Raw genomic sequence first — 26,544 nt, 5'->3', positions numbered from 1 at the left:
CGCATGCCCACCCGCTCGCCGCTTTCGCTGCGCCTCATCGCCGTTGTCACCGCTCTGTTCTGGCTCGCGGCCAAGCTCGGCTTCGTGTTTTCGGACAACGGCCATCTCACGCCGGTGTGGCCGCCCGCGGCGGTGGCCTGCGGAGCCGCGCTGCTGTACGGACCGCGGGTGCTGGTGGGCGCGGCGCTGTACGTGCTCTATGACTTCATCTGCTACAACTGGGGCCGGCCGGCGCTGTATGCCAAGGGCCTGATCGAGCCGGCGGCGATGCTGCTGGCGGCGCAGGGTGTGTGCCTGGTGGCGCGGCGGGTGCGCTTCGACAGCCGGCTGGACAGCGTGCGCTCGGTGCTGCTGATGGTGGGCCTGTCCCTGCTGTATGCGCTGATCAACGGTGGCGTCGACACCTTGGGGTATTGCGGCTGGGCCCAGTCCAACCGCTGCCTCACCGCCGGCTGGGCGGGGTACTGGGGCCAGGCCGCGGTGGGCGATGTGTTCGGCTGCCTGATCTGCCTGCCGGCGGTGCTGTCGTGGCTGCGGGCGCTCGACCGGCCGCTGCGCGACGGCTGGCGCGCCTGGTGGCCGTTGCAGGGTGCTCGGGTGTCGGCCTTGCGCGGCGAGCCGGCCTGGTTCATCGCGGTCGGGTTGGCCAGCGCATTGGTCGCCTGGTGGGTGACACGCCGGGTGCAGGTGCCGGTGCACGTGGTGGGCTACCTGGCCTTGCCGATGCTGGTGTGGGCGGCACTGAAGTTCCGCGCCTTCTTCGTGCACAGCGCCATCCTGGCCACCGGCCTGGTGACCATCAGCCTGCAGCTTACGGCCAGCGCCAGCGCGCCCGCCGACTTCGTCACCCACGTTGCCTCGCTGTTCCTGTTCCTGCTCAGCGTGTCGGCGTTGACCCTGCTGGTGAGCGTGGCGGTGCAGCGCCAGAACGAGCTGGCGAATGCGCTCGCCTTCCGGGCCCAGCAGGAGCGGGTGGAGCTGATGCTGGACAACGCCAGCGATGCGGTGATCAGCTTCGACGCCCAGGGGCGGCTGAGTTACTGGAACTCCGCGGCTGAGCGCATGTTCGGCCTGCGCAGCGGCGACGCGCTGGGCCGGCCGGTGCTGGGCTTCCTGCCGATTCCGGGCCTCGGCGAAGGGGACTTCGACCTCGCCACCGTGCGTGAACAGCAGCCGGAGCTCTTCTCCGGGCAGGTGCTTGCGCTGGAGTCACGCGACGGTGCCGGCGAGCCGTTGCCGGTGGAAGTGGCGCTCACGGCGTACCGCAGCGGCGAGCAGTGGAACGCCACTGCCTTCGTGCGCGACGCCAGCGCGCGCCTGCGCCAGCAGGAGGCGCTGCGAGAAGCCAAGGAGCGGGCGGAAGAGGCAACGCGGGTGAAGTCGCTGTTCCTGGCCACCATGAGCCATGAGCTGCGCACGCCGCTGTCGGGCGTGATCGGCATGCTGCAGCTGGCGCTGCGCGGCGAGCTGAGCGGCCCGGCGCGCTCCAAGGTGACGCTGGCGCTGAGCAACGCGGAATCGCTGCTGGCCATCATCAACGACATCCTGGACTACTCGAAGATCGAAGCCGGCAAGATGAGCTTCGAGCAGGTGGACTTCGACGTGCACGAGACCGTGCAGTCGCTGGCCGCGCTGCTGGATCTGAACGCGCAGGAGAAGGGCCTGTCGCTGCTGTGCCGGGTGGCACCGGAGGTGCCGCGCTGGCTGCGCACCGACCCCGTGCGGCTGCGCCAGATCCTCTTCAACCTGCTGGGCAACGCGCTGAAGTTCACCGAGCGCGGCTTCGTCGAGCTGCGGGTGGGCTGGCAGCCGCCCGAGGGCGACGAGCCGGCACGCCTGCTGGTGGAGGTGGAGGACACCGGCATCGGCATTTCCCAGGAGGCCCAGTCTCGCCTGTTCCGCAGCTTCGAGCAGGCCGAGGTGCGCATCTCGCGCCACTACGGCGGCACCGGCCTGGGCCTCACCATCTCCCGCTCCTTGATCGAAGGCCAGGGCGGCACCATCGGCGTGCGCAGCAAGGAAGGTGAAGGCACCTGCTTCTGGTTCAGCCTGCCGGTGGAACAGGGCGAGCCCGTCACGCCGGTGGCGGAGCAGCCCTCCGGCCCGTTCGACTGCCGCCTGCACCTGCTGTGCGCCGAGGACGGCCCCACCAACCAGATGATCGTGCGGGCCTTCCTGGAGGAGATGGGGCATCAGGTCGAGTTCGTTGAAAACGGCCGCGAGGCGGTGCTGCGCTGTGCGGAGCAACAGTTCGACGTCGTGCTGATGGATGGCCGCATGCCGGTCATGGATGGGCTGGACGCCACCCGCGCCATCCGCGCCGGCGGCCTGGACAACCGCTGGGTGCTGGACCCGGACGTCTGGATCATCGCGCTCACCGCCAATGCGACGCTGCAGGACAGGGCGCAGTGCCTTGCGGCCGGCATGAACGACTTCCTGGCCAAGCCGGTGAACGAACGGCAGCTGTCCGACGCCTTGCACCGCGCGGTGCAGGCCTTGCGCCAGCGCGGCCGCCTGCTGCAGCCGCCAGGCCCGCAGGCAGCGGCCGCCACCGCATCGCTGGACGCGCTGCTGGCGCTCGAGCCGGTGGGTGAGGCGGCCACCTTGGCGGCGCCGGTGCCCGCCGCCCCACCCAGCGAGACCACCAGAGAACTGCCGCTGAAACAGCGGCTGCGCGAGACCTTCCGCACGGAGGGCCGCCGCATGTTGGACGAACTGAAGCAGGCGCTCGCGGCCGCCGACTGGCCGGAGGCCGCCCGGCTGGCCCACGGCATCAAGGGCAGTGCGCTCTATGTGGACGCGACCGTGCTGGCCGAGGCGGCAGGCTGGCTGGAGACGGCCTGTGATCACCCTCCACCCGACGCCCCCGAGCAGGAGTGGGCGGTGCTGGAGCAGCTTTTTGACAACTGGGCAGGGGAGCCTTGAATGCGGGTGCTGGTGGCGGATGACGACGCGGTGTCACGCCTGGCGGTGCAGGAGCTGTTCGCTGGACAGCCGCACACCGAGGTGGTGGCGGTGGACAGCGGGGCGGCGGCCTGGGATGTGCTGCGCGCCGACCCCTGTTTCGACCTCGCCTGCCTGGACTTGCGCATGCCGGCACCTGATGGCCTGGCCCTGGCCGAGCGCATGCGGTCCCTTCCTGAACTCGAGCAGATGCCGATCGTGCTGGTCACCTCGGCAAGCGACCGCCATACCGTGGTGGCCGCCGGCCGCCTGCAGTTGCAGGGTTTCCTGGTGAAGCCGGTGAACGAGGACGCCGCAGAGCGCATCCACCGCGTGATGGCGGCGTTCGACGCCACCGTGCTGGAGCCGCCGGCCTTGGCCATCGCGCGGCTGGGCGTCGATGCCGACAAACATGCGCGCTATGTGGAGGCCCTGTGCGTGCAGGTGCAACTGCTTGCCCAGCAGGCGCAGCGCTTGAGCGACGCGGCCAGCGTGCTGGCCTTCCAGCACAAGGTGGGGGCCACGCGCTCGGCTGCCTTGGCTCTTGGCGCGCGGCGCATCGAACGCCTGATGAGCCAGGCGATGCAGGTGGCTGATGCCGCACCCGAGCGCAGCGTCGTGCTGATGACGCTGGCGCTGTACTGGCTGCAGCGGGTGCGCGCCGACCGCGCCTGAGCCTCAGGCAGGCGCGGCCACCGGCGCGCCCAGCGAGCGCAGCACATCGCGCACCGTCTGTGCCCGGTCCTTCGGGTCGGGCAGCGCCTTCTCGATGCGCAGCTTGTCGTTGCCGGCAAGCTTGATGTGCCGGTTCTTCTGCACCAGCGAGATGATCGCCATCGCGTCGACCGGCGGGTTGGGGCGGAAGGTGATGCTGATCACCTGCGGGCCGGCGTCCACCTTCTGCACGCCATAGGGCTTGGCCAGCACGCGCAGCCGGTGGGTGTCGAACAGGGTCTGGCCTTGCGGCGGCAATTTGCCGAAGCGGTCGGTCACCTCTTCCAGCAAGGCATCGAGCTGCTCCGCCTTGTCGGCAGTGGCCAGGCGCTTGTAGAGGTTGAGCCGGGTGTGCACGTCGCCGCAGTAGGCGTCGGGCAGCAGCGCAGGCGCATGCAGGTTGATCTCGGTGGTGGCGCTCAGGGGCGACAGCAGGTCGGGCTCCCTGCCGGCCTTGAGCGAGCGCACCGCCTCGCTCAGCATGTCGTTGTAGAGCTGGAAGCCCACCTCCTGCATGTTGCCGCTCTGGTTCTCGCCCAGCACCTCGCCGGCGCCGCGGATCTCCAGGTCGTGCATCGCCAGGTAGAAGCCGGAGCCCAGCTCCTCCATCGCCTGGATGGCCTCCAGCCGCTGCGAGGCCTGCTTGGTGAGGCCCTGGATGTCGGGCACCATCAGGTAGGCATACGCCTGGTGGTGCGAGCGGCCCACGCGGCCGCGCAACTGGTGCAACTGGGCCAGGCCGAACTTGTCGGCGCGCGAGATGATGATGGTGTTGGCGCTCGGCACGTCGATGCCGGTCTCGATGATGGTGGAGCACAGCAGCACGTTGAAGCGCTGGGCCACGAAGTCGCGCATCACATGCTCCAGCTGGCGCTCCGGCATCTGGCCGTGCGCCACCGCGATGCGGGCTTCGGGGATCAGCTCCTGCAGCTTGGTTGCCCGGTTCTGGATGGTCTCCACCTCGTTGTGCAGGAAGTACACCTGCCCGCCGCGCTTCAGCTCCCGCAGCACCGCCTCGCGGATGGTGCCGCTGCTCTCGGCGCGCACGAAGGTCTTGATGGCGAGGCGCCGCTGCGGTGCGGTGGCGATCACGCTCAGGTCGCGCAGGCCCTCCAGCGCCATGCCCAGGGTGCGCGGGATCGGGGTGGCGGTGAGGGTGAGCACGTCCACCTCGGCGCGCATCGCCTTGATGGCCTCCTTGTGGCGCACGCCGAAGCGGTGTTCCTCGTCGATGACCAGCAGGCCCAGGCGCTTGAACTTCACGTCCTGGCTCAGCAGCTTGTGGGTGCCGACCACGATGTCGATGGTGCCGTTCTCCAGGCCTTCGAGCGCGGCCTTGATCTCCTTGCTGGAGCGAAAACGCGACAGCTCGGCCACCTTGATCGGCCATTTGCCGAAGCGGTCGCTGATGTTCTGGAAATGCTGCTCGGCCAGCAGCGTGGTGGGCGCGAGCAGCGCGACCTGCTTGCCGCCGATCACCGCGACGAAGGCGGCGCGCAAGGCCACTTCCGTCTTGCCAAAACCGACGTCGCCGCACACCAGGCGGTCCATCGGCTTCGGGCTGATCATGTCCTGGATCACCGCGTGGATGGCGGCGCGCTGGTCGGGCGTTTCCTCGAAGCCGAAGCTCGCGGCAAAGGCCTCGTAGTCGTGTGGCTGGAAGCGGAAGGCATACCCCTCGCGCGCGGCGCGGCGGGCGTAGAGGTTGAGCAGCTCGGCGGCGGTGTCGCGCACCTGCTCGGCGGCCTTGCGCCTGGCCTTGTCCCACTGGCCCGAACCCAGCCGGTGCAGCGGCGCCTCGTCGGCGCTCACGCCGGTGTAGCGGCTGATCAGGTGCAGCTGCGACACCGGCACCTTCAGCGTCGCCTTGTCGGCATATTCCAGCACCAGGAATTCGCTGAAACCCTCGCCGAGGTCGATGTTCTCCAGGCCCTGGTAGCGGCCGATCCCGTGGTTCACATGCACCACCGGGTCGCCGATCTTCAGCTCCGACAGGTCCTTGATCAGCGCATCGACGTTGCTGACCTGCTCCTGCTTGCGCCGGCGCCGGCTGCTGGGCGCGGTGGAGAAGAGCTCGGTTTCGGTGATGAACTGGATGAACTTCGATTCACCCGGCTCATGCCAGAAAAACCCCGCGGCGAGCGGCGCCGCGGTGATCGCCACCTTTTCGTCGCTGGCTTCGAACTCGGCCAGCGTGTCCACGCTCGGCGGGTCGATCCTGTGGTCGCGCAGCAGCTCCAGCAGGCTCTCGCGCCGGCCTTCGCTTTCGGCCACCAGCAGCACGCGGTGCGGTGTGCCGTCCAGATGCGCTTGCAGGCTGCGCAGCGGCTCGGTCGCGCCGCGGTCCACGCTCACGTCGGGCAGGGGGCGAGCCCAGTCCACGGGCTCATTGCCACGCAGCGACAGGGTGGCCTGTTCGTTCGCCAGGCCGAAGAAGTCTTCCGGCTTCAGGAACAGCGCTTCCGGCGGCAGGATGGGCCGTTCGGGGTCGTGCTGCAGGAAACGGTGGCGCTCGCGGGTGTCGGCCCAGTAGCGTTTGAGCGCCTCGTCCACCTCGCCGTGCAGCACCACGGCGGCGTTGTCGCCGAGGTAGTCGAAGATGGTCGCGGTGTTCTCGAAGAACAGCGGCAGGTAGTACTCGATGCCGGCGGTGGCGATGCCGTTGCCTATGTCCTTGTAGAGGCGCACCTTGGTGGGGTCGCCCTCCAGCTTTTCGCGCCAGCGCGCCCGGAAGGCGTTGCGCGAGCCTTCGTCCATCGGGAATTCGCGCCCGGGCAGCAGCCGCACCTCCGGCACTGGGTAGAGGCTGCGTTGCGAGTCCGGATCGAAGGTGCGGATGGAGTCCACCTCATCACCGAACAGGTCCACCCGGTAGGGCACGTTGGAGCCCATAGGGAACAGGTCGATCAGGCCGCCGCGCACCGCGTATTCGCCCGGCGACACCACCTGGCTCACATGGTTGTAGCCGGCCAGCGTGAGCTGGGCCTTGAGCGCGGCCTCGTCCAGCTTTTCCTTCTGCTTGAAGTGGAAGGTGTAGCCGGCCAGAAAGCTCGGTGGCGCCAGGCGGGTGAGGGCCGTGGTGGCCGGCAGCAACACCACATCCACATCGCCCTGGCGGATGCGCCACAGCGTGGCCAGGCGCTCGGAGATCAGGTCCTGGTGCGGCGAGAACGTGTCATAGGGCAGGGTCTCCCAGTCGGGGAACACCGCCACCCGCAGCTCGGGCGCAAAAAACGGAAGTTCGTCTTCCAGCCGCTGGGCGTCGGACGGGTCGGCAGTGACGATGCACAGCATCGTGCGGTGGGCGGCCTGCGCCTGTGCATGACGGGCCAGCAGCAGGGCGTCGGCAGAACCGATCGGGCGGGGGAGGGTGAAGCGTTTGCCGCGGGCGATGGAAGGGAGCTGCATGGAGGAACGGCACCAATGGCAATCGCCCCCCGGCGAAAGGACGGGGGGCGTTCGAGGTCATTGTAGGGAGGCTGCGAGACAATCGCCGGCGATGCAGATAGGAACCCTTCCCCGTTGTTTTGCCCTGGTGCCGTGCGCAGGCACCGGCAGCCGCGCCGGCCCGGGCCTGGCCAAGCAGTACCGCAGCGTGGCCGGCCAGTCGGTGGTGGCGCACACGCTGGCCGCGCTTTCTAGCGTGTCCCAGCTCAGCGGCATCCTGGTGGTGCTGTCCCCCGACGATGACCAGTTCGAGCAGCATGCGCCCGGCTTCGTGGGTGAGACCGCATGGGTGTGCCGCAACGGGGGCGACACGCGGGCGCACACGGTGGCCCATGGCCTGCAGGAGCTGCTGGCCCGGGGTGCCCAGCCGCACGACTGGGTGCTGGTGCACGACGCGGCCCGCTGCCTGTTGCGGCCGGAATGGGTGCAGCGCCTGATCGACGCCTGCCATGACGACGAGGTGGGCGGCCTGCTGGCCCTGCCGGTGGCCGACACGCTCAAGCAGGAACACGAGGGTCGCGTGGCCGCCACGGTGGACCGGGCCCACAAGTGGGCCGCGCAGACGCCGCAGATGTTCCGCATCGGCCTGCTGCAGCCCGCGCTCGCCCATGCGGGCGTCGCGGTGACGGACGAGGCCAGTGCGGTGGAAGCGCTGGGCCATGCGCCGAAGCTGGTGCGCGGCGAGGCGGAGAACTTCAAGCTCACCTGGCCCGGCGACTTCGAACTCGCGCAGCGCCTGCTCACCACCCGCAACCTCGACACAGGAGCCGCAGCATGGACCTGAGAATCGGCGAAGGCTGGGACACGCACCAGCTGGTCACCGGCCGGCCGCTGGTGCTGGGCGGCGTGACCATCCCGCACACCCACGGCCTGCTCGGCCATTCGGATGCGGATGCGCTGCTGCATGCGATCACCGACGCGCTGCTGGGCGGCGCGGGGCTGGGCGACATCGGCCGCCACTTCCCGGACACCGACGCGCAGTTCAAGGGCGCCGATTCACGGGTGCTGCTGGCCGAGGCCGCGCGGCGGGTGCGCGAAGCCGGCTACGAGCTGGTGAACGTGGACAGCACCATCGTGGCCCAGGCGCCCAGGATGGCGTCGCACATCCCGGCCATGCAGCAGGCCATCGCCAGCGCCCTGGCGATCGCGCGCGATCGGGTGAACGTGAAAGCGAAGACCGCGGAGAAGATGGGCCCGGTGGGTGAGGGCCGGGCCATTGAAGCGCGCGCGGTGTGCCTGCTGGTGCGCCGCGCTGCGCCAGTTCAACCGTAGCGCTGGCGGATGTAGCTGTACAGGGCCCGCAGGCCGGTGGCCTCGCCGCCTTCAGGCCGGCCGGGTTGCGCCTTGTCGTTGGAGCCCGCCACGTCCAGGTGAGCCCAGGTGCGGGCCTTTGAGACGAATTCGGACAGGTACAGCGCCGCGTAGATCGCGCCGCCATGCGGGCTGCCGGACACGTTCTTCAAGTCGGCGATCTTGGCGTCCAGATTCTTCAGGTAGGGCTTCCACAGCGGCAGGCGCCACATCGGGTCGCCCGCCGCCATGCCGGCCTGCTGCAGCGCCTGGGCCGCCGCCTCGTCGTCGCAGAACAGCGCCTGCAGGTCCGGCCCCAGTGCCACGCGGGCCGCGCCGGTGAGCGTGGCGACGTCCACCAGCAGGTCGGGCTCTTCGGTGTCGGCTTCCCACAGCGCGTCGCACAGGATCAGGCGGCCTTCGGCGTCGGTGTTGCCAATCTCCACCGTCTTGCCCGAACGGGTGCGCACGATGTCCAGCGGGCGGATGGCATTGCCGGCCACCGCGTTGTCCACCGCGGGGATCAGCACCCGCAGGCGGATGGGCGCGCCGGCGTCCATGAGCGCCTGCGCCAGGCCCAGTGTGATGGCGGCGCCGCCCATGTCCTTCTTCATGTGCAGCATGCCGGCCGCGGTTTTCAGGTCCAGCCCGCCGGTGTCGAAACACACGCCCTTGCCGACCAGCGTGACCCTGGGCGCCGAGGCGTCGCCCCAGCGCAGGTCGATCAGCACGGGTGCCCGGGTGCTGGCGCGGCCGACGGCATGCACCGTGGGGTAGTTCTGCGCCAGCAGATCGTCGCCGCGGATCACGCTCAGCTGCGCGCCGCTGCGTTCCGCCACTGCCCGCGCGGCCGCGGCCAGGTGCTCCGGCCCCAGGTCCTCGGCCGGCGTGTTGATCAGGTCGCGCGCCAGCGACACGGCGCCTTGCAGGCGGGCCACCTCGGCCGCGTCGGCACCCGCTGGGAGATCGAGCTGCGCAGGCGCACGCTTGGCCGCGCGATAGCGGGTGAAGGCATACGAGGCGAGCGCCCATCCCAATGCAGCCGCGGTCGCGTCGGCCGGGGCGAGAGCCGAGTCCAGCCGGTAGCGGCCTTCGGGCAGCGCATTCGGCAAGGCGGCCAGGGCCCACACCGGCGCGCCCTCGGCGGGGGCGGCCAATACCTGGCCCAACTCACCATTGGCGCCCGGCACGAGGGCAAAGCTGCCGGGGCGCGCCTTGAAGCCGGTGGCGCTGAGCCAGGCGCGCTGAGCGGGGTGGGCTTCCAGCCAGGCGGGCAGGTCGGCCGCGCTGACGAGGGTGATGGGAACGGCGGTGTCGGGAGTGGTTGGCACGGCAGATGACTTTCAATCGGAGAAACGAGTGCGGCGAAGATAGCCTTCCTGAGCGCACGCCGGCTGCCGATGCACAAAGACCCTAAACCTCGTCGCTGTCGACGTGCGAGTGCCCGGCGCGGTAGGCCTGCACCACCAGGCCCAGCCGCTTGAGCTTGTCGTGCAGCGTCTTGCGCGGCACGGCAAGCGCTTCGGCGGCACGTGCAACGCTGCCCTGGGCCTGTCTGAGCGCCTTGTCGATCAGGCTGCGCTCGAACGCGTCGACCTGTTCGCACAGCCCTGTGTCGGCCGGCAGGGCCATGGCGTCGGAAGCGGCTTCCACGCCGAGCACCCAGCGGTCGGCGAAGTTGTGCAGCTCGCGCACGTTGCCCGGCCACTCCCGAAGCTGCCACTCGCTCAACTGCGCTGCGCTCCACTGCGGCACCGGGCGGCCAAAGCGCAGCGCGGCGGCCTCGGCAAAGTGGGTCAGCAGCAGAGGGATGTCCTCGCGCCGCGCGCGCAGCGGTGGCACGCTGACGGTGGCCACGTTGAGCCGGTAGTACAGGTCGTCGCGGAAGCGGCCCTGGGCTGCCAGCTTGCGCAAATCGACCTTGGTGGCGGCGACCACGCGGCATTGCAGTGGCACGCTGGTGTTGGAGCCCAGCCGCTCCACGGTGCGCTCCTGCAGCACGCGCAGCAGCTTCACCTGCCCTGCCAGCGGCATGGATTCGATCTCGTCGAGGAACACGGTACCGTCGCCGGCGTGTTCCAGCCGACCGATGCGGCGCTTGCTGGCGCCGGTGTAGGCCCCCGGCTCGGCGCCGAAGATCTCGGCCTCGAACACCGTTTCCGGCAGCGCGCCGCAATTGATGGCCACGAACGGTCCGCTGGCGCCGCTGGCGTCGTGCAGCGCCCGTGCCACCAGCTCCTTGCCCGTGCCCGTTTCGCCCTCGATCAGGACGTCGACGCCGGCGGCTCCCAAGGTGGCCACCAGCGTCCGAACGTGCTCCATGGCGGCCGACGTGCCGAGCAGCCGGGCGCCGGCGCCGCCGCCCAGTGCGGCCTTCAGGCGCCGGTTCTCCAGCACCAACCGGCGCTGTGCATGCGCCCGCCGCGCCACTTCGTTCAGCCGATCGGAGGAGAAGGGCTTCTCGATGAAGTCCCAGGCACCTTCTCGCATGGCCTCCACCGCCATGGCGACGTCGCCGTGGCCCGTGACCAGCGCCACCGGCAGCTCGGGGTCGGTGCGGCGCAGCTCGCGCAGCAGCGCCAGGCCGTCGCGGCCCGGCAGCCGGACGTCGGAGATCACGATGCCCGCGTAACCCGGGCCGATGCGGCGCAGCGCCTCTTCCGCGCTGGTGCAGCAACTCACCTGGAAGCCGCCCAGGCGCAGCGTCTGCGCGGCAGCCATCTGGACGCCCAGGTCGTCCTCCACCAGCAGCACTTCGGCGCTCGTCGTGGCGGCTGTCATGCTTGCGTGGCCTCGGGGCTGTTTACGCAGGCCGCGCGCATCGACAGCGTAAAGATGGTGCCACCGCCCGGCCGGTCCTGCGCCGTCAACGTGCCGCCCAGGGCATTGGCGATCGAGGCCGAGATCGCCAGCCCGAGCCCGAGGCCCTGGCCCGCGGCCTTGGTGGTGAAGAACGGCTCGAACAGGCGCTCGCGCACATCGGGCGCGATGCCGGGCCCACGGTCAGCCACCGCGACGCTCACCATGTTCCCATCACTGCGAACCTGCAGCTCGATGTGCCTGTCACCCGTGAGGCGGGATGCGTCGATCGCGTTGCGCAGCAGGTTCACCAGCACCTGCTCTATGCGAACTGCCTGCCCTTGCACGACCAGTGCCGCATCCACCGCCGCACGCTCGATCCGCACGCCTTCCTGCTGCACGTTGGCGGCCACCAGCGCGACGGCCATGTCGATGACCGGGGCCAAGGCGACCGGCTCCTGCCGCAGGTCGTCCTTGCGCGCAAAGCCTTTCAGCTGCGAGACGATGCCGCCGATGCGCTGCGCCAGCGCGTCCACCAATTGCAGGTTGCCGCGCACCGCCGGCTGGTCGCCGCGTTCGAGCAGCACGACCGCGTTGTCGTTCAGGGCTCGCAGCGCGGTCAGCGGCTGGTTGATCTCGTGCGTGATGCTGGCCGCCATCTGCCCCAGCACGGCGAGCTTGCCCGCCTGCACCAGCTCGTCCTGCGTCGCGCGCAGCGTGCGTTGCGTGCAATCGATCTCGGCCAGCTTGCGGGCCAGTTCGTGGTTCGCTTCCAGCAGCACGGCGGTGCGTTGCCCGATGCGCTGCTCCAGCTGCGCATCGGCGCGCTCGAGCGCGCGCCTTGCGATGCGGCGCTCTTCGTCGCCGCGGCGGCGCAGGCGCGCATGCTGCAACCCCAGCAGAACGAAGCCGCAGCCAAAGGCGGTGGCAATCGCGTAGCCGCGCGCCAGGTGCTGCACCTCGCCCACGTCGGAAAAAGAGACCAGCGTCCAGTCCATCCGCCCCACCGGCTGTCGATGCACCAGGAGTGCCGGCCCCGGGCGTGCGCCTTCGGCCAGCTGCACCAGGCCTTCGAAGCCAAGGCTCGCCAGCGGCTGCAGCGGCAGCGGCTGCAACGCGCGGTCGCCGTACTGCTGCGCGGAGCGGATGACCGCTAGCACCTCGCCCGGCAGGGGATCCATGCCGTGGAACTTCCAGGACGGCCGGCTGGCGAGGAACACCACGCCGTGGGCATCGAGCAGGGCCAGGCGCTCGCCGCTGCGGGCCCAGTTGGCCTCGATGTCGTCGAGCGAGATCTTTACCGCCACCACGCCCAGCGGCGGCGCCGTCAACGGCTGGCGCACCGCGCGCGCCAGGAAGTAGCCAGGTTCGCCGGTGGTGGCACCCACCGCGTAGAAACGGCCGGTGCCGCCTTCCGAAGCCTGGCGAAAGTACGGCCGGAAGGCATAGTTCTGCCCGACGAAGCTGCGCGGCGTGCGCCAGTTGCTGGCTGCGACGGTGGTGCCGCCCGCGTCCATCAGGTACACCGCGTTCACGTGTGTCTCCTGCGCCAGGCGCTCCAGCAGCTCGTTGACCCTCTGGCGCTGGCCGGCGTCGCTGGCGTCGCGCAGTGTGGCCACCAACTCGGTATGGCTGGCCAGCACTGCGGGCAGGGTGTCGTACTTGTCGAGTGCCGAAGCGAGATCGTTCGACAGGAACGCCAGCCTGCGCTCGGCGTCCCGGTGCAGCTGCCGGGTGCCGCTTCGGACCGACCAGCCGTAGACACTGCCGACCAGCGCCACGCAGGCCAGCAAGGCCAGCAGCGCGGTCAACGCACGCCGCTGCGCCGTCCGCGGGGGAAGGTTGCCTTGGTGCAGCACAGGCCGAGCGTACGGCACCGGCGCGCCGCCTCCATCCGTGCAATGACGTAGAGGCGGGCCGGTCGCCGCTCAATCCATCTGGAGTTTCTGCTTCTGCACCACCTCCTGGTACGTCCGGTACTCGGCGGCGATCTGGGTGGCGAACTGCTCCGGCGTGTTGCCGACGATCAGGGAGCCGGTCTCCTCGACGCGCTTTTTCACCGACGGATCTTCCAGCGTCTTGCGCAGCGCCGAGGAGACCTTGTTGACCACCTCGCGCGAGAGTCCCTTCGGGCCCAGCAGGCCGTAGTAGGCCATGCGGTTGACCGGCTCCAGGCCCACCTCCTTGAAGGTCGGCACGTTGGGCAGCACCGGCAGGCGCTGGGGTGCGGCCACCACGATCGGGATCAGCCGTCCGTCGCGGATGAAGGGCAGCGCCGAGGGCAGGTTGTCGAAGATGATGGGCACCTGTCCGGCGACGGTGTCGTTGAGCGCCGGACCGGCGCCGCGGTAGGGGATGTGGGTGATGAAAGTGCCCGACAGGCTCTTGAACAGCTCCATCTGCATGTGGCCGATGGTGGCCACGCCGGAGCTGGCAAAGCTGTACTTGCCCGGGTTCGCCTGCAGCGCGGCAAGGAAGGATTTGTAGTCGCGCGCCGGGAAGCTCGGGTGCACGGCGATCACGTTCGGCGTCGCGGCGAGGTTGATGATGGGCGTGAAGTCGGTCAGCGGGTCGTAGCCGATCTTCTTGTTGATGGCCGGGTTGGACGCCGTGGTCGACACGGTCGCAACACCCAGCACATAGCCGTCTGCCGGTGACCTGATCACCTCCAGCGCACCGATGGCGCCGCCGCCGCCGCTCTTGTTGTCGACAACCAACGTCTGGCCCAGCAGGCCACCTGCCTTGTCGCTCACCGCACGAGCAATGATGTCGGTCGTGCCTCCGGGCGCAAAGGGTACGACCAGGCGGATCGGCTTTGCCGGGTAGGCCTCAGCCCATGCGGCGGGAAGGGCGAGGGTGGTCCATGCGATTGCAACCCAAGTTCTGCGGTCCATGTTGTCTCCGGGTGTGGCAGGCCGATGGTGGCCCGCCGCCGGCATCGCATGCGACGTGCCAAGCCGGGGAGCGCCCGCAAGTGCTTGTCGCGCCTTGGGATGGCGCTTGGCGCGGTGTTGGGGCGCGGCGAGGTTTCAGCCGCGGCCCGGTGAACGCGGCGGTTTCCCGCCGCACCCGTCGCCGGTTCAGGGCGCCCGGCGCAGCCGGATGTGCGCCACCAGGCCGCCGTCCGGTGCGTTGGCCAGCTCGAAGTTGCCGCCCATGCGCTGCAGCGCCTTTTCGACAATCGCGAGGCCCAGGCCGGCGCCGGTGGCGGCGGTGCGGGCGGCATCGCCGCGGTAGAAGGGCGTGGTGAGTTCGGCCAGTTTTTCGGGCGCCACACCGGGCCCGTGGTCGCGCACGCTCACGATCACCCACGGGCCGGTGCGGGCGTAAGCCACGCTCACCATCGCGATGCCGGTGTCGTTGCTGCGGCCATAGCGGCGGGCGTTCTCGAACAGGTTGGCGAACACGCGACCGAGTTCCGTGTCGTCGGCCATCACGGTGAGGTCGATCGCCACCCGCGAGGTGATACGAATCTGCGACGGGTCGCGGAAGGCGGATGCCTCGCGGTCAATCAGCGCCGACAGGTGCACCGGCACCAGCTTCACCTCGCCAGGGCGGGCGTAGTCCATGAACTTGTCGATGATCGCGTCGAGCTGGTCGATGTCCATCGCCATGTTCTTGCGCGCTTCTTCGTCGTTGACGCTCATCTCGGCTTCCAGCCGCAGGCGCGCCAGCGGCGTGCGCAGGTCGTGCGAGATGCCGGCCAGCATCACGGCGCGGTCTTCCTCAACCTTGGCGAGCTCGCGTGCCATGCGGTTGAAGCCCATGTTCACCTCGCGGATCTCGCTGGTGAGCGTGTTTTCGTCCAGGCGCGAGTCGTACTCGCCTTCACGGATGCGGCTGGCCGCGAAGGACAGCTCGCGCAGCGGCCGGTTGATCAGCCGGGCGATCGCCACCGAGCCCACCACCGTGGCCAGCAGCGCGATGCCGACCCAGATCGACCAGGTGGCGCCGCCGGCAGCGGGGTACACCCGGTTCGGGTCGGCCAGCAGCCAGTACGGATCCTTCTCGATCGTGAAGCCCACCCACAGCCCGGGTTGGCCGTTCACCGTGTTGGCCACCAGCGTGTCGGGGCCGAGGCGGGACCGGAGCTCGCTGCCGATGCGGCGGGTGAAGCGGTCCACCTCGAAGGGCTCCCACTTGTCGCCCGGCTCGCGCGGCGACACCTTCACGGATTCCTGGTCGCTCATGGTCTTGACGACCGTGACCCGGTTGATCCCGTCGGCGTAGCGCAGGGCCGCGCGCGACAGGTTCACCAGGCTGGCGATCTGCTGCGCCGCCTGCACCGCGCGCGGCTCGAACTCCAGCGCGCGCAGGGTCTGCACCCAGGCAAAGATGCCGCCGAACAGCAGCAGGGCGAGCAGGAAGAAAGTGCGCCAGAAGAGGCTCAGCGCAGGGGCATTGCGAGGCATGGTCGGGAATCATGCCTCAAGGCCGGGGCCTTTCGAGCTCAGGCGGAGCCGTCCGGCACGAACACGTAGCCCACGCCCCACACCGTCTGGATGTAGCGCGGCTGCGCCGGGTCCGGCTCGATCATCTTGCGCAGGCGCGAGATCTGCACGTCCAGGCTGCGGTCGAAAGGCTCGAACTCACGGCCCCGGGCCAGCTGGGCCAGCTTGTCGCGCGAGAGCGGTTGCCGCGGATGGCGAACCAGCGCTTTCAGCATGGAAAACTCGCCAGTGGTCAAAGCCATCTGTTCGCCATCCTTCGTAAGGCGGCGCAGCGAGAGGTCGAATTCGAACGGACCGAAGGTGACCGTCTGCGGCTCCTTGGCCGGGGCGCCGGGCGCTTCCATCGCCGGGCGGCGACGCAGCACGGCGTGGATGCGGGCCAGCAGCTCGCGCGGGTTGAAGGGCTTGGGCAGGTAGTCGTCGGCGCCGACTTCCAGGCCGACGATGCGGTCCACGTCCTCGACCTTGGCGGTGAGCATGATGATGGGCGTGACGTCATTGGCGGCGCGCAGGCGGCGGCAGATCGAGAGGCCGTCCTCGCCGGGCAGCATCAGGTCGAGCACGATCAGATCGACCGTCTCGCGCGTCAGCACCCGGTTCAGCGCCTTGGCGTCTTCGGCCAACAGCACCTCGAAACCTTCCTGCGTCAGGTAGCGCCGCAGCAGGTCGCGGATGCGCGCATCGTCGTCGACGACAACGATACGGTCCGCTCGGGCGTTGGTGGGAGCATTCATACGAGCCTCCAAATTTGTAACAGCGGCATTGTGCGCAGGTTTTGAGGTGCGTTTTCCCGGGCCTGACCCTCTGTTACAAATCTTGCGGGCGCTGAGCCCGCGTGCCGGCTGACACGCCAGCGCCGTGCGTCAGGCTTCACATCCAGGGCAGAAATGAGCCCTCCAACGACAACAATGGAAGGAAAGACATGCAACAACAACCGTCCACGCGCCGCGCGCTGATTGGCCTGGCCACGGCCCTGGCGAGCCTCACCGCCAGCGCGCAGACTGCGGTGGCGCCGCCGCCCCAGGCGGTGCTCAACCTGGCGGCCACCGCCCAGGTGGAAGTGGCCAAGGATGTGCTGAGCGTGGTGTTCAGCGCCACCCGCGAAGGGCCCGATGCCGGCGTGGTGCAGAACGCCCTGAAGCAGGCGATCGACACGGCGCTCACCGAGGCGCGCAAGATCGCCAAGCCGGGCGCGGTGGATGTGCAGACCGCCAACTTCTCGCTTTACCCGCGCTACAACAGCAAGGGCGCGATCAACGGCTGGCAGGGCAACGCCGAGCTGGTGGTGGAAGGGCGCGACATGCAGGCCATCGCTCAGCTCACCGGCCGCCTGCCCACCGTGACCATCGCCCGCGTGGGCTACACCCTGTCGCGCGAGGCGCGGGAGAAGGTGGAGGCCGACGTCACCGCCCAGGCGATTGCCCGCTATCGCGCCAAGGCGGCCGACATGGCCAAGCAGTTCGGCTACGGCAGCTTCACGATCCGCGAGGTGAACGTGATGACCAACGAGCCCAACGGCGGCGGCCCGGTGCCCATGATGCGGGCCAAGGCCGAGATGATGGCCGACCAGGCACTGCCGGTGGAGCCGGGCAAGGGCACCGTCAGCGCCACGGTCAGCGGCACGGTGCAGATGAAGTAGCCAGCCGCCGGGCCGCGCCAAGGACGGCCAGCCCCGTGGGGGGCAGCGCCGCGGCCTAGCCGCTAGCGTGGCGGCCCGGGTTCATTCACTGTGCGGCCCAGCCGCCGTCCACGTTCCAGGCGACCCCTCGCACGTTGTCGGCGGCGGGTGAGCAAAGGAACACGGTGAGCCCGCCCAACTGTTCCGGCGTGGTGAACTGGAGCGACGGCTGCTTTTCGGCCAGCAGCCGGCGCTTGGCTTCCTCGCTGTCCACGCCGTCTTTTTCCGCGCGTGCGTCCACCTGCTTCTGCACCAGCGGGGTCAGCACCCAGCCGGGGCAGATCGCGTTCACCGTCACGCCTGTGGTCGCGGTTTCCAGGGCCACCGCCTTCGTGAAGCCGACGATGCCGTGCTTGGACGCCACATAGGCCGACTTCTGCGCCGAGGCCACCAGGCCGTGGGTGGAGGCCACGTTGATCACCCGGCCCCAGGCGCGCGCCTTCATGCCGGGCAGGGCCAGCCGGGTGGTGTGGAAGGCCGACGAGAGGTTGATCGCGATGATCGCGTCCCACTTCTCGGGCGGAAAGTCTTCCACATTGGCCACGTGCTGGATGCCGGCGTTGTTGACCAGGATGTCGACGCCGCCGAAATCGGCTTGCGCCATCTGCATCATGGCTTCGATCTCGGCCGGCTTGCTCATGTCCGCACCGTGGTAGCCCACGCGCACGCCCAGCGTCTGCAGCGCACGCAGCGGGGTGTCGTGGTCGCCGAAGCCGTTGAGGATGACATTGGCGCCTTGCTGCGCCAGGCTGGTGGCGATGCCGAGGCCGATGCCGCTGGTGGAGCCGGTGACGAGCGCGGTTTTTCCGTTGAGCATGGGGCGGACTCCTGGTCGGTTGTTAGGATTGATTATCCCGAGTGATGGCCGACCCTTTCATGACCCCACCCCGACTCAACCACGTGCAGTGCCTGGACAACCGCGGCCTGCACCGCATGGCCTACTGGGAATGGGGTGACCCGGCGAACCCGCGGGTGCTGCTGTGCGCACACGGCCTGTCACGCCAGGGCCGTGATTTCGACACCCTGGCCGAGGCGATGGCGGACGTGTACCGGGTGGTCTGCCCCGACGTGGTGGGCCGGGGCCAGTCCGACTGGCTGGCCGACCCGATGGGTTACGTGGTGCCGACCTATGTGGCCGACATGGTCACCTTGCTGGCCCGCGTGAATGCCACCCAGCTCGACTGGGTGGGTACCTCCATGGGCGGCCTGATCGGGCTGGCGCTGGCCTCCATGCCCGGCGCGCCGGTGCGGCGCCTGGTGCTCAACGACGTCGGGCCGAGCATCCAGTTCGCGGCCATCGAACGCATCGGCCAGTACCTCGGCCAGCCCGCTCACTGGACCACCGAAGAAGAGGCAGCCGACTACCTGTGGAGCATCTCGCAGAGCTTTGGCCCGCACACCCGCGAGCAATGGCTGGCGCTCACCCGGCCTCAGCTCAAGGTCGATGGCAGCGGCTTCAAGCCGCACTACGACCCGGCCATCGCGGTGCCCTTCCGTGCCGTCACGCCGGAGCTGGCCGCCGCTGGCGAGGCACAGCTGTGGAAGGCCTATGACAGCCTGCGCAGCGAGACGCTGCTGCTGCGCGGCGCCGATTCCGACCTGCTGTCGCGCGACACCGCCATCGAGATGATGCAGCGCGGCCCGCGCGCCCAGCTGTGCGAGTTCGAAGGTGTAGGCCATGCGCCCACGCTGGTGCAGGCCGACCAGGTGTCGGTGGTGCGCAACTTCCTGCTCTCCTCATGAAGACAGGGGTGCTCGAGCGGCCGGACGCGCGGGCGCCGATTCTTGCGTTGGCCGACGTCGCGCCGGAGCGGCCGGACGCCGACGCGGAACACGGTGCACTGGCCCGTGCGCGCGCCTTCGCGGAGCCGCTGCTGGCCGGCCGCGAGCTGGACACCGGCGAGGACGCGCTGGCCCATGCCGATGGCGTGGCCACCTTGTTGCAACAGGTAGGCGCCGCGCCGTCCATGCGGGCAGCCGCCTACCTGGTCTATGCGGCCGACTTCCTGCAGCGGCCGGAGGAGGTGGTGGCCACCGCCTTCGGCGAGTCCTACGCCAGCCTGGTGATGCACACGCGCAAGCTGGTGCAGATCCAGCGGGCCGCGCGTGAAGCCCAGGTGCACACCGCGCAGCGTGCCGAGCAGACCGAGCGTGTGCGCAAGATGCTGCTGGCGTTCTCGCGCGACCTGCGCGTGGTGCTGCTTCGCCTGGCTTCGCGCCTGCAGACCTTGCGCTTCTATGCGGCCAGCAAGCGGCCTTGCCCCAACGCGCTGGCGCTCGAATCGCAGCAGGTGTTTGCGCCCCTGGCCAACCGGCTGGGCATCTGGCAGATCAAGTGGGAGCTGGAGGACCTGTCCTTTCGCTTCCTCGACCCGCAGGCCTATCGCGGCATTGCCAAGCTGCTGGACGAAAAGCGCACGGAGCGCGAACACAGCGTGGAAGCGATCCGCCGCCAGATGAGCGCGGAGCTGGCGGCGGTGGGGGTGCAGGCGGAGGTGCAGGGCCGGCCCAAGCATATCTACAGCATCTGGAAGAAGATGCAGGGCAAGGGGCTGGATTTCGCGCAGGTGTTCGACGTGCGGGCGCTGCGCGTGATCGTGGACGACGTGCCCCAGTGTTATGCGGCGCTGAGCCGGGTGCATGAGCGCTACCGGCCGGTGCCCGGCGAATACGACGACTACATCGCCAAACCCAAACCCAACGGTTACCAATCGCTGCACACCGTGGTGCTGGATGACGATGACCGGCCGGTGGAGGTGCAGATCCGCACGCGGGCGATGCACGAGCATGCCGAGCACGGCGTGGCGGCCCACTGGGCCTACAAGGAGGCCGGCGCGCGCGGTTATGGCGGTGTCAGCGCGGCGGGCGAGTTCGAGGAGCAGGTGGCGCAGGCGCGCAAGGCGGTGCTGCGCCAGCTGCTCGCCTGGGAGCGCGACTTGGCCGAGCAGCAGGGCGGCGTGCAGGCCGGCGAGGAAGCCGCCTTCGACGACCGCATCTACGTGTTCACGCCGCAGGCCGCGGTGATCGAGCTGCCGGCGGGTGCCACCCCGGTGGACTTTGCCTACACGCTGCACACCGATCTGGGCCACCGATGCCGCGGAGCCAAGGTGGACGGCGCGATGGTGCCGCTGAACACCCCTTTGCGCAGCGGCCAGACCGTGGAGGTGAGTGCCATCAAGGAAGGCGGCCCGTCGCTGGACTGGCTGAACCCCGAGCTCGGTTACCTGCGCAGCTCGCGCGCCAAGTCCAAGGTGCGCGCCTGGTTCAACGCGCTGGCGCAGGCCGAGACGGTGGCGCGTGGCCGCGAGCTGGTGGAAAAACTGCTGCAGCGCGAAGGCCGCACGGCGCTCAAGCTCGACGACCTGGCCTCGCGCCTGGGCTTTCGCAATGCGGATGCCTTGTTCGAAGTGGTGGGCAAGGACGAGTATTCGCTGCGCAACATCGAGCAGCTGCTGCGCCCGCCCGAAAGCCCGCCCACGCCCGACGAGGTGGTGCTCAAGAAGGCGAGGGCGGAAGAAGGCGCCGCCACGCGGGGCGGTGTGTTGGTGGTGGGCGTGGAATCCCTGCTCACCAGCCTGGCACGCTGCTGCCGGCCGGCGCCGCCCGACGCCATCGGTGGCTTCGTCACCCGCGGCAAGGGCGTGGCGGTGCACCGCGGCGACTGCACCAACTTCCGCCACATGGCCGAGCGCTCGCCGGAACGGGTGATTCCCGTGCAGTGGGGCGAGGCGCCTTCGGGCCGCACCGCCGTGTACCCGGTCAACGTGCTGGTGGAGGCGGGCGACCGCCAGGGCCTGCTGCGCGACATCTCCGAGGTGTTCGCCAAGGAGAAGATGAACGTGACCGGCGTGCACACGCAGACCGTGAAGGACACCCGCGGCGGCACCGCCTGGATGACCTTCACGGTGGAGGTGAGCGACGCGGCCCGGCTGGCGCAGGTGCTGGGGCAGGTGAGCCGCGTGCCTGGCGTGCGGCAGGCCCGACGCAAATGAGCGCCTGCAAATCACTGCTATACTGCAAGGCTTCGCAGGCGCGTAGCTCAGCTGGTTAGAGCACCACCTTGACATGGTGGGGGTCGTTGGTTCGAGTCCAATCGCGCCTACCAACACCGGAACCCGGTAAGTCGTTGTCCACCAACGGTTTACCGGGTTTTTTTGTTGCCTGGTTTCTGTGGCCTGGTCGTTGGCATGGCCGCGTCCCGCAGCCGCCAGGGGCGCCAGAACGACAAAGGGCTTCGGCATGCCGAAGCCCTTGTGCTGTCAGGACTGCAAGGTCAGGCCTTCTTTGCCTTCTTGGCCGCCGGCTTTTTCGCAGGGGCTGCGGCTGCCTTGGCGGCCTTGCGCGCTGCGGCCTTCGGATCCACGGCTGCCTTGAAGGCAGAGCCGGCGGTGAACTTCGGCAGCTTCACGGCGGCAATCTTGATCTTGTCGCCGGTGGACGGGTTGCGGCCGGTGCGCGCACCGCGGGCCACTTGCTTGAATGAACCAAAACCAGGCAAGGTCACCGTGCCGCCCTTCTTGACGGTGGTCACGACGGCATCCAGGATGGTGGCCAGCACGCGGCCTGCTTCAGCCTTGCTGAGGGTGTGCTGGGCAGCGATGCGTTCAATCAGTTCTACGCGATTCATTCGATCTCTCAACGACGCCCGCCATTCGGGCGGGGCGATTGTGCCTTCGATGCTCCGCGGTGCGTGGAGGCACGCCGAGGCGATCACCCCGGGAGTTGTCTACTGACGAGGAATACACGATGCAACGCATGGGCATGGTGATCGGCATTGCGCCGGAACACATCGCCGAATACAAGCACCTGCACGCTGCCGTGTGGCCGGCGGTGCTGGCGCGCCTGGCCGCCTCCCACATCCGCAACTACAGCATCTTCCTGCGCGAGCCGGAGAACCTGTTGTTCGGCTACTGGGAATACCACGGCAGCGACTACGACGCGGACATGGCCGCCATCGCCGCCGACCCCGAGACCCGCCGCTGGTGGACCTTCTGCAGCCCTTGCCAGCGGCCGCTGGCCAGCCGCGCGCCCGGGGAGCACTGGGCGGCGATGGAGTGCGTGTTCCACGTCGACTGAGCGGGGCACCCTGCGCGCCGGTCCGGTGATGCACGTGCTGAGCGGCCGGCCCACCGGCGGTGCGTCGGGCTCGGTACGGCAGCGCACAGACAGCAGCGGCGCGGCAACCCAGACTGGACGCAAAGCCGGCGCTGTTGCCGGCGCGAAAGAGCGTCATGTCCAAAGACCACCAGCGTGGCAACAAGGAAGCCAGGAAGCCCAAGCAGCCGCGGCCGGCGCCCATGCCGGCGGCCTCGAATCCCGTGCCCGCGGGGCCGACGGTGCCGGGTGGCAAGAAGGCGCTGGATGCGAAGGACCGCTCATGACAGCTGAAGACGAGCTGGACGTGCTGAAGGGCCGCATCGCCAAGGCCGAGACGGAGATGGAGGCGTGGCGCGCCAGCGGCCCGCAGGAGAAGTACCTGGAAGCCTTCTGCAACGTCGAGTCCCTGGAGAACCGGCTCGACCAGCTGTTGCGCGCCCGTGCGCCGGGCGCGGCGCCGGACCGCCCGCTTGCCGCAGGCGTTTGAGCTGGCCGCAGTGCCCTTGACGGCAGCGCCGTCGGCTGCCATGCCGGCGGCGGGCGAAGCGGCAACCCACCTCCGGGCGGGCGGGCGCGCCAGCGGGCCCGTGATACCCTGGTCAGCCGCTTTTCATGAAGCCATGTCCAACAACGCAGCACCGGTACCGTCGGCGCGTACCGAATCGCCGCGCGGCGATTCGGTAGCGGAGGTGGCGATCGCCACCTGGAAGGCGGTGCAGGCCGCGCTGGTGCCCATCGTCGGCCAGGGCGGCTTCGTGGCGCTGTACCGGCGCTCGCTTCACCTTACCTGCGTCGGCCATCCGTGGCTGGCCGCTGCCGACGAAGGCACGGAGCGCAGTGCCGACTTCCAGGCCTTGCTGCACGTGCTGCGTGGGCAGCCGCCCGAGCAGGCCCAGGCCGCCAACGAACAGCTCCTGCAGTCCTTCCAAGCCATTCTCGCCAGCCTCATCGGAGCTTCGCTCGTACAGCGGCTTCTGGGTGCGGTGCTGGTCGTTCCTCCGATCGGCCATGCCGAGCAAGGCCCGTTTCCATGAACACCTCCAAAGCAACCATCCGGCGGCTGCGCACCGGCGTACCCGGCCTCGACGCGGTGCTCGGCGGCGGCCTGCCCGAGTACTCCTTCAACCTCATCGCCGGCCCGCCCGGCTGCGGCAAGACCACGCTGGCCCACCAGATCGTGTTCTCGCTGGCCACGCCCGCAACGCCGGCCTTGTACTTCACCATCCTGGGCGAGCCGCCGCTGAAGATGCTGCGCTACCAGCAGCAGTTCGACTTCTTCGACGCGGACAAGGTCAACCAGTGCGTCCGCTTCGTCAACCTGGCGGACGACACCGCCAGCGGTGACCTGGACGCCGTGCTCGCGCGCATCGAGCAGGAGGTGCGCGCCGTGTCGCCGGCGGTGGTGGTGGTGGATTCCTTCCGCTCGGTGGCGCTGGCCAGCCATGGCGAAGGCGGCCACGCGCGGCTGCAGCAGTTCATCCAGCAGCTGGGCATGCTGATGACCAGCTGGCAGGCCACCACCTTCCTGATCGGCGAGTACTTCACCGAGAAGGATCCGAACCCGGTCTTCACCGTCTCCGACGGGTTGTTGTGGATGTTCCAGAGCGTGCAGCGCAACTCGGTGGTGCGCAAGGTGGAGGTGATGAAGATGCGCGGCCAGGCCACGCTGCCCGGCCTGCACACCTTTCGCATCACCTCCGGCGGCATCGAGGTGTTTGCGCCTGCGCGCGCCGAGGCGCTGGCGCCGCTGGCACCGGCGGTCGGGGCGCCGGCGGCCCGCGTGAGCACCGGCATCGCCGCGCTGGACGACATGCTGGGCGGCGGCCTGCCGCAAGGCTACTCGCTGCTGGTGGCCGGGCCCTCCGGTTCCGGCAAGTCCATCCTGGCCACCTCCTTCCTGGCCGAAGGTGCACGGCTCGGCGAACACGGCGTGGTGGCCAGCTTCGAACAGGGGCCTCGCCGGTCGCGCGATGCCCGGCTCAACCGGCTGGTCGACGAGGGCGCCGTCAGCGTGATCGCCACGGCGGCGCCGGACCTGTCCATCGACGAAGCCACGGCGCTGTTGCTGGCGCAGGTTCGCAGCCGCGGCGCAAGGCGCGTGGTGGTCGATTCGCTCTCCAGCTTCGAGCTGGCGCTGGCCCCCACCTTCCGCGACGACTTCCGGGAGTCGCTGGCGCACATGGTGTCCGCGCTGGCGAGCACCGGCGCCACCGTGCTGCTGACGTCGGAGCTGGAAGACCGCTACTCCGACCTGCGGTTCAGCCCCTACGGCACCGCCTTCCTCACCGACGCGATCATCGTGCAGCGCTATGTCGAGATCGACAGCCGGCTGGAGCGGGTGATGGGGGTGGTCAAGCTGCGCGGCAGCGCCCATTCCAACGAGCTGCGCCTGTTCCAGATCGATGAACATGGCATCCAGCTGGGGGAGCGCCTGGCCGGCCACACCGGCTTGCTTGCGGGCCAGCCCCGCCGCAACGGTGGGCCGGTGGCGGGCGGCGCGCGCTCCCAGGCCTGAAGCGGCACACGCATGAGCAGCCCGGCCGAGCCGCCTCGCCCCGACGACTTCGATGCGGCCGCGTCGGCGCTCGACACGCTGGACCGGCTCACCGGCGACATCCGCCGTGAGCTCGTCCAGATCCGCCGCGAGATGGTGCAGGAGGCGGCGCGCTACAGCGACCTTCGCTACGCGCAGCTGGTGGAGGCGAACGAGCAGCTGCTGCAGGCCACCATGCGGGCCGAGCGGCGCGCGAACGAGGCAACCGCTGAACTGGAGGAGGTGTCCCGGTCGAGCCAGTTCGACACGCTCACCGACACGCCGAACCGTGCGCTCATGACCGACCGGCTCAGGGGTGCGCTGGCCCTGGCGCGCCGCCACGATGCCTGCCTGGCCATCCTGTTCCTCGACCTGGACGGCTTCAAGCTGGTGAACGACACCGCGGGGCATGCCGCGGGCGACGAAGTGCTGCGTCGCGTGGCGGCGCGGCTGCGTGCCGCGGTGCGCGAGTCGGACACCGTGTCGCGGCAGGGCGGCGACGAATTCCTGGTGTTGCTGCCCGAGGTGGCCGGCAGGGCCGCCTCCGCCCGCACCGCGCAGAAGGTGCTGCTTGCGCTGGCGGAGCCCATCATGCTGGACGGGGAGGCCTTCACCGTGTCCGCCAGCATCGGCATTGCGCTGCGGCCGGTGGATGGTGAAGACGCGGACGGCCTCATCGCCCGTGCGGACCAGGCGATGTACGACGCCAAGCGGGCCGGCGGCAACTGCTATCGGTTCGTCGATGGCTCACCCGCGCAGGATGGGGTTTCCGCGCCCCCGCGCTTGTCATCGCGCCAGCACGGCGTGATGCACAACCTGCGTGAGGTGAACGAGAAGCTGCTGGTGGCCGCGCTGCGCGCACAGGAGCTGCTGGATGCGGCGGAAGTCGCCCGCGAACGCCATGCCCGTGCGCTGGCCGTGCTGGCGCATGAGCTGCGCAATCCGCTGACACCGATCCGCACGGCGGGCCATTGGCTCAAGCTTGCGCACGGCGGCGATGCGGGCATCCACAAGGCCGGCGAAGTGATCGACCGCCAGGTCGCGCACATGTCGCGCCTGATCGATGACTTGCTGGACGGCTCGCGTGCCGGCGCCACCGGCTTCCGCCTGCAACCTGCGGAGGTGGCGCTGCTCGGCATCCTGGAGCGCTCCGTGGAAGTGGCCAGCGCGCGCATGCTGGCGCGGCGGCAGACCGTCGATGCCCGCCTTCCGGCGGGCACGCTGCGGGTGAACGGGGACGCGATGCGGTTGGAGCAGGTGTTCTGCAACCTGCTGGACAACGCCTCGAAGTACACCCCACCCGGCGGCCGCATCGAGCTGGCGGCGGTGGAGGCGCAGGGGCAGGTGAGCATCACCATCCGGGACAACGGCATTGGCATCTCGGCCGACGCCTTGCCGAACATCTTCGAGTTGTTCGTCCAGGAGGAGCGCACCGTGGGCGCGGACGCCGGCGGGCTGGGCATCGGCCTGGCCGTGGTGCGCGAGCTGGTGCTGGCCCATGGCGGCACGGTCGAAGCCCGCAGCGCCGGGCCCGGCACCGGCAGCGAGTTCGAGGTGCGCCTGCCGGTCTGCCCACGCGCGGACGCCTAGGC

The 26,544-nt window shown here is 69.5% G+C and carries 22 protein-coding genes and 1 tRNA gene; 14 read left to right on the top strand and 9 right to left on the bottom strand.

What is annotated here, in order from left to right; all coding sequences use genetic code 11:
- Positions 1 to 3 precede the first annotated feature (3 nt).
- Both VPH43_RS07790 and VPH43_RS07785 read left to right on the top strand, forming a co-directional pair.
- Positions 4 to 2,925 carry an ATP-binding protein gene (locus tag VPH43_RS07790; RefSeq protein WP_328577113.1) on the top strand — a complete coding sequence of 974 codons (2,922 nt, stop codon included), beginning with the start codon at positions 4 to 6 and terminating at the stop codon, positions 2,923 to 2,925.
- Positions 2,926 to 3,618, top strand: coding sequence for a response regulator (locus VPH43_RS07785; RefSeq protein WP_328577112.1), 693 nt, complete (start codon positions 2,926 to 2,928; stop codon positions 3,616 to 3,618).
- Positions 3,619 to 3,621: 3 nt separating this feature from the next.
- Here the strand turns inward: VPH43_RS07785 and mfd are convergent, their stop codons facing one another.
- Positions 3,622 to 7,065, bottom strand: a complete 3,444-nt coding sequence (mfd, locus tag VPH43_RS07780; RefSeq protein WP_328577111.1) for a transcription-repair coupling factor — start codon at positions 7,063 to 7,065, stop codon at positions 3,622 to 3,624.
- A gap of 91 nt (positions 7,066 to 7,156) precedes the next feature.
- Between mfd and ispD the strand changes: the two genes are divergently transcribed.
- Together ispD and ispF are read left to right on the top strand one after the other, a co-directional pair.
- Positions 7,157 to 7,888 carry a 2-C-methyl-D-erythritol 4-phosphate cytidylyltransferase gene (ispD, locus tag VPH43_RS07775; RefSeq protein WP_328577110.1) on the top strand — a complete coding sequence of 244 codons (732 nt, stop codon included), beginning with the start codon at positions 7,157 to 7,159 and terminating at the stop codon, positions 7,886 to 7,888.
- A complete protein-coding gene (ispF, locus tag VPH43_RS07770; protein ID WP_328577109.1) occupies positions 7,879 to 8,376 on the top strand; it encodes a 2-C-methyl-D-erythritol 2,4-cyclodiphosphate synthase in 498 nt (165 codons plus the stop codon). Before ispD ends, ispF begins: the two co-directional genes overlap by 10 nt.
- Here the strand turns inward: ispF and VPH43_RS07765 are convergent.
- The 6 genes from VPH43_RS07765 to ompR all read right to left on the bottom strand — a co-directional run bounded on the left by VPH43_RS07765 (position 8,367) and on the right by ompR (position 16,378).
- Positions 8,367 to 9,725 (bottom strand): leucyl aminopeptidase family protein, encoded by a 1,359-nt coding sequence (locus tag VPH43_RS07765; protein ID WP_328577108.1) that lies wholly within the window; start codon positions 9,723 to 9,725, stop codon positions 8,367 to 8,369. The genes ispF and VPH43_RS07765 overlap by 10 nt on opposite strands.
- A gap of 82 nt (positions 9,726 to 9,807) precedes the next feature.
- On the bottom strand, positions 9,808 to 11,175 hold the full coding sequence (locus VPH43_RS07760) for a sigma-54-dependent transcriptional regulator (RefSeq protein WP_328577107.1): 1,368 nt from the start codon (positions 11,173 to 11,175) through the stop codon (positions 9,808 to 9,810).
- A complete protein-coding gene (locus VPH43_RS07755) occupies positions 11,172 to 13,052 on the bottom strand; it encodes an ATP-binding protein (protein ID WP_328577106.1) in 1,881 nt (626 codons plus the stop codon). The genes VPH43_RS07760 and VPH43_RS07755 overlap by 4 nt, the downstream gene beginning before the upstream one ends.
- Positions 13,053 to 13,121: 69 nt before the next feature.
- Complete coding sequence (locus tag VPH43_RS07750; RefSeq protein WP_328577105.1) at positions 13,122 to 14,087, bottom strand: tripartite tricarboxylate transporter substrate binding protein BugE; 966 nt, start codon at positions 14,085 to 14,087, stop codon at positions 13,122 to 13,124.
- Positions 14,088 to 14,273: 186 nt separating this feature from the next.
- Entirely contained in the window at positions 14,274 to 15,605 is a 1,332-nt protein-coding gene (locus tag VPH43_RS07745; RefSeq protein WP_328577104.1) for a sensor histidine kinase, read from the bottom strand.
- A gap of 38 nt (positions 15,606 to 15,643) precedes the next feature.
- Entirely contained in the window at positions 15,644 to 16,378 is a 735-nt protein-coding gene (ompR, locus tag VPH43_RS07740) for an osmolarity response regulator transcription factor OmpR (protein ID WP_328577103.1), read from the bottom strand.
- A 188-nt stretch (positions 16,379 to 16,566) separates the two neighbouring features.
- Between ompR and VPH43_RS07735 the strand changes: the two genes are divergently transcribed.
- Positions 16,567 to 17,283: an SIMPL domain-containing protein gene (locus VPH43_RS07735; protein WP_328577102.1), complete on the top strand. Its 717-nt coding sequence runs from the start codon at positions 16,567 to 16,569 to the stop codon at positions 17,281 to 17,283.
- Positions 17,284 to 17,368: 85 nt separating this feature from the next.
- Here VPH43_RS07735 and VPH43_RS07730 read toward each other — a convergent pair whose 3' ends face one another.
- Complete coding sequence (locus VPH43_RS07730) at positions 17,369 to 18,139, bottom strand: 3-hydroxybutyrate dehydrogenase (RefSeq protein WP_328577101.1); 771 nt, start codon at positions 18,137 to 18,139, stop codon at positions 17,369 to 17,371.
- Positions 18,140 to 18,198: 59 nt separating this feature from the next.
- Here VPH43_RS07730 and VPH43_RS07725 point away from each other — a divergent pair, with 59 nt between their 5' ends.
- From VPH43_RS07725 to VPH43_RS07715, 3 genes are all read left to right on the top strand, one after another.
- Complete coding sequence (locus VPH43_RS07725; protein WP_328577100.1) at positions 18,199 to 19,065, top strand: alpha/beta fold hydrolase; 867 nt, start codon at positions 18,199 to 18,201, stop codon at positions 19,063 to 19,065.
- Entirely contained in the window at positions 19,062 to 21,314 is a 2,253-nt protein-coding gene (locus VPH43_RS07720; RefSeq protein ID WP_328577099.1) for a RelA/SpoT family protein, read from the top strand. Before VPH43_RS07725 ends, VPH43_RS07720 begins: the two co-directional genes overlap by 4 nt.
- 36 nt (positions 21,315 to 21,350) lie before the next feature.
- Positions 21,351 to 21,427: transfer RNA gene (locus tag VPH43_RS07715), tRNA-Val, on the top strand.
- A gap of 168 nt (positions 21,428 to 21,595) precedes the next feature.
- On the opposite strand, the gene VPH43_RS07710 is transcribed toward VPH43_RS07715, so the two are convergent.
- Entirely contained in the window at positions 21,596 to 22,036 is a 441-nt protein-coding gene (locus tag VPH43_RS07710) for an HU family DNA-binding protein (protein WP_328577098.1), read from the bottom strand.
- Positions 22,037 to 22,068: 32 nt separating this feature from the next.
- Here VPH43_RS07710 and VPH43_RS07705 point away from each other — a divergent pair, with 32 nt between their 5' ends.
- From VPH43_RS07705 to VPH43_RS07680, 6 genes are all read left to right on the top strand, one after another.
- On the top strand, positions 22,069 to 22,398 hold the full coding sequence (locus tag VPH43_RS07705; RefSeq protein ID WP_328577097.1) for an L-rhamnose mutarotase: 330 nt from the start codon (positions 22,069 to 22,071) through the stop codon (positions 22,396 to 22,398).
- Positions 22,399 to 22,553: 155 nt separating this feature from the next.
- Entirely contained in the window at positions 22,554 to 22,703 is a 150-nt protein-coding gene (locus tag VPH43_RS07700; RefSeq protein WP_328577096.1) for a hypothetical protein, read from the top strand.
- Positions 22,700 to 22,906, top strand: a complete 207-nt coding sequence (locus tag VPH43_RS07695; protein ID WP_328577095.1) for a hypothetical protein — start codon at positions 22,700 to 22,702, stop codon at positions 22,904 to 22,906. Before VPH43_RS07700 ends, VPH43_RS07695 begins: the two co-directional genes overlap by 4 nt.
- 133 nt (positions 22,907 to 23,039) lie before the next feature.
- Positions 23,040 to 23,453 carry a hypothetical protein gene (locus VPH43_RS07690; RefSeq protein ID WP_328577094.1) on the top strand — a complete coding sequence of 138 codons (414 nt, stop codon included), beginning with the start codon at positions 23,040 to 23,042 and terminating at the stop codon, positions 23,451 to 23,453.
- A complete protein-coding gene (locus tag VPH43_RS07685; protein ID WP_328577093.1) occupies positions 23,450 to 24,934 on the top strand; it encodes an ATPase domain-containing protein in 1,485 nt (494 codons plus the stop codon). The genes VPH43_RS07690 and VPH43_RS07685 overlap by 4 nt, the downstream gene beginning before the upstream one ends.
- A gap of 12 nt (positions 24,935 to 24,946) precedes the next feature.
- The gene (locus VPH43_RS07680) at positions 24,947 to 26,542 is read left to right on the top strand and encodes a diguanylate cyclase domain-containing protein (protein WP_328577092.1); all 1,596 of its coding nucleotides are present in this window, start codon (positions 24,947 to 24,949) and stop codon (positions 26,540 to 26,542) included.
- Positions 26,543 to 26,544 lie beyond the last annotated feature (2 nt).

This window comes from Ideonella sp. BN130291, assembly GCF_036231905.1.
In the GTDB taxonomy this organism is placed as follows: Bacteria; Pseudomonadota; Gammaproteobacteria; order Burkholderiales; family Burkholderiaceae_C; genus CAMLIZ01.
This window is presented reverse-complemented; position numbering and strand designations above follow the sequence as displayed.

Excerpts from the sequence above, each read along its gene's own strand:
- VPH43_RS07790 (WP_328577113.1), top strand. The coding sequence starts at position 4 with ATGCCCACCCGCTCGCCGCTTTCGCTGCGCCTCATCGCCGTTGTCACC.
- VPH43_RS07785 (WP_328577112.1), top strand. The coding sequence starts at position 2,926 with ATGCGGGTGCTGGTGGCGGATGACGACGCGGTGTCACGCCTGGCGGTG.
- mfd (WP_328577111.1), bottom strand. The coding sequence starts at position 7,065 with ATGCAGCTCCCTTCCATCGCCCGCGGCAAACGCTTCACCCTCCCCCGC.
- ispD (WP_328577110.1), top strand. The coding sequence starts at position 7,157 with ATGCAGATAGGAACCCTTCCCCGTTGTTTTGCCCTGGTGCCGTGCGCA.
- ispF (WP_328577109.1), top strand. The coding sequence starts at position 7,879 with ATGGACCTGAGAATCGGCGAAGGCTGGGACACGCACCAGCTGGTCACC.
- VPH43_RS07760 (WP_328577107.1), bottom strand. The coding sequence starts at position 11,175 with ATGACAGCCGCCACGACGAGCGCCGAAGTGCTGCTGGTGGAGGACGAC.
- VPH43_RS07750 (WP_328577105.1), bottom strand. The coding sequence starts at position 14,087 with ATGGACCGCAGAACTTGGGTTGCAATCGCATGGACCACCCTCGCCCTT.
- VPH43_RS07745 (WP_328577104.1), bottom strand. The coding sequence starts at position 15,605 with ATGCCTCGCAATGCCCCTGCGCTGAGCCTCTTCTGGCGCACTTTCTTC.
- ompR (WP_328577103.1), bottom strand. The coding sequence starts at position 16,378 with ATGAATGCTCCCACCAACGCCCGAGCGGACCGTATCGTTGTCGTCGAC.
- VPH43_RS07735 (WP_328577102.1), top strand. The coding sequence starts at position 16,567 with ATGCAACAACAACCGTCCACGCGCCGCGCGCTGATTGGCCTGGCCACG.
- VPH43_RS07730 (WP_328577101.1), bottom strand. The coding sequence starts at position 18,139 with ATGCTCAACGGAAAAACCGCGCTCGTCACCGGCTCCACCAGCGGCATC.
- VPH43_RS07725 (WP_328577100.1), top strand. The coding sequence starts at position 18,199 with ATGACCCCACCCCGACTCAACCACGTGCAGTGCCTGGACAACCGCGGC.
- VPH43_RS07720 (WP_328577099.1), top strand. The coding sequence starts at position 19,062 with ATGAAGACAGGGGTGCTCGAGCGGCCGGACGCGCGGGCGCCGATTCTT.
- VPH43_RS07705 (WP_328577097.1), top strand. The coding sequence starts at position 22,069 with ATGCAACGCATGGGCATGGTGATCGGCATTGCGCCGGAACACATCGCC.
- VPH43_RS07700 (WP_328577096.1), top strand. The coding sequence starts at position 22,554 with ATGTCCAAAGACCACCAGCGTGGCAACAAGGAAGCCAGGAAGCCCAAG.
- VPH43_RS07695 (WP_328577095.1), top strand. The coding sequence starts at position 22,700 with ATGACAGCTGAAGACGAGCTGGACGTGCTGAAGGGCCGCATCGCCAAG.
- VPH43_RS07690 (WP_328577094.1), top strand. The coding sequence starts at position 23,040 with ATGTCCAACAACGCAGCACCGGTACCGTCGGCGCGTACCGAATCGCCG.
- VPH43_RS07685 (WP_328577093.1), top strand. The coding sequence starts at position 23,450 with ATGAACACCTCCAAAGCAACCATCCGGCGGCTGCGCACCGGCGTACCC.
- VPH43_RS07680 (WP_328577092.1), top strand. The coding sequence starts at position 24,947 with ATGAGCAGCCCGGCCGAGCCGCCTCGCCCCGACGACTTCGATGCGGCC.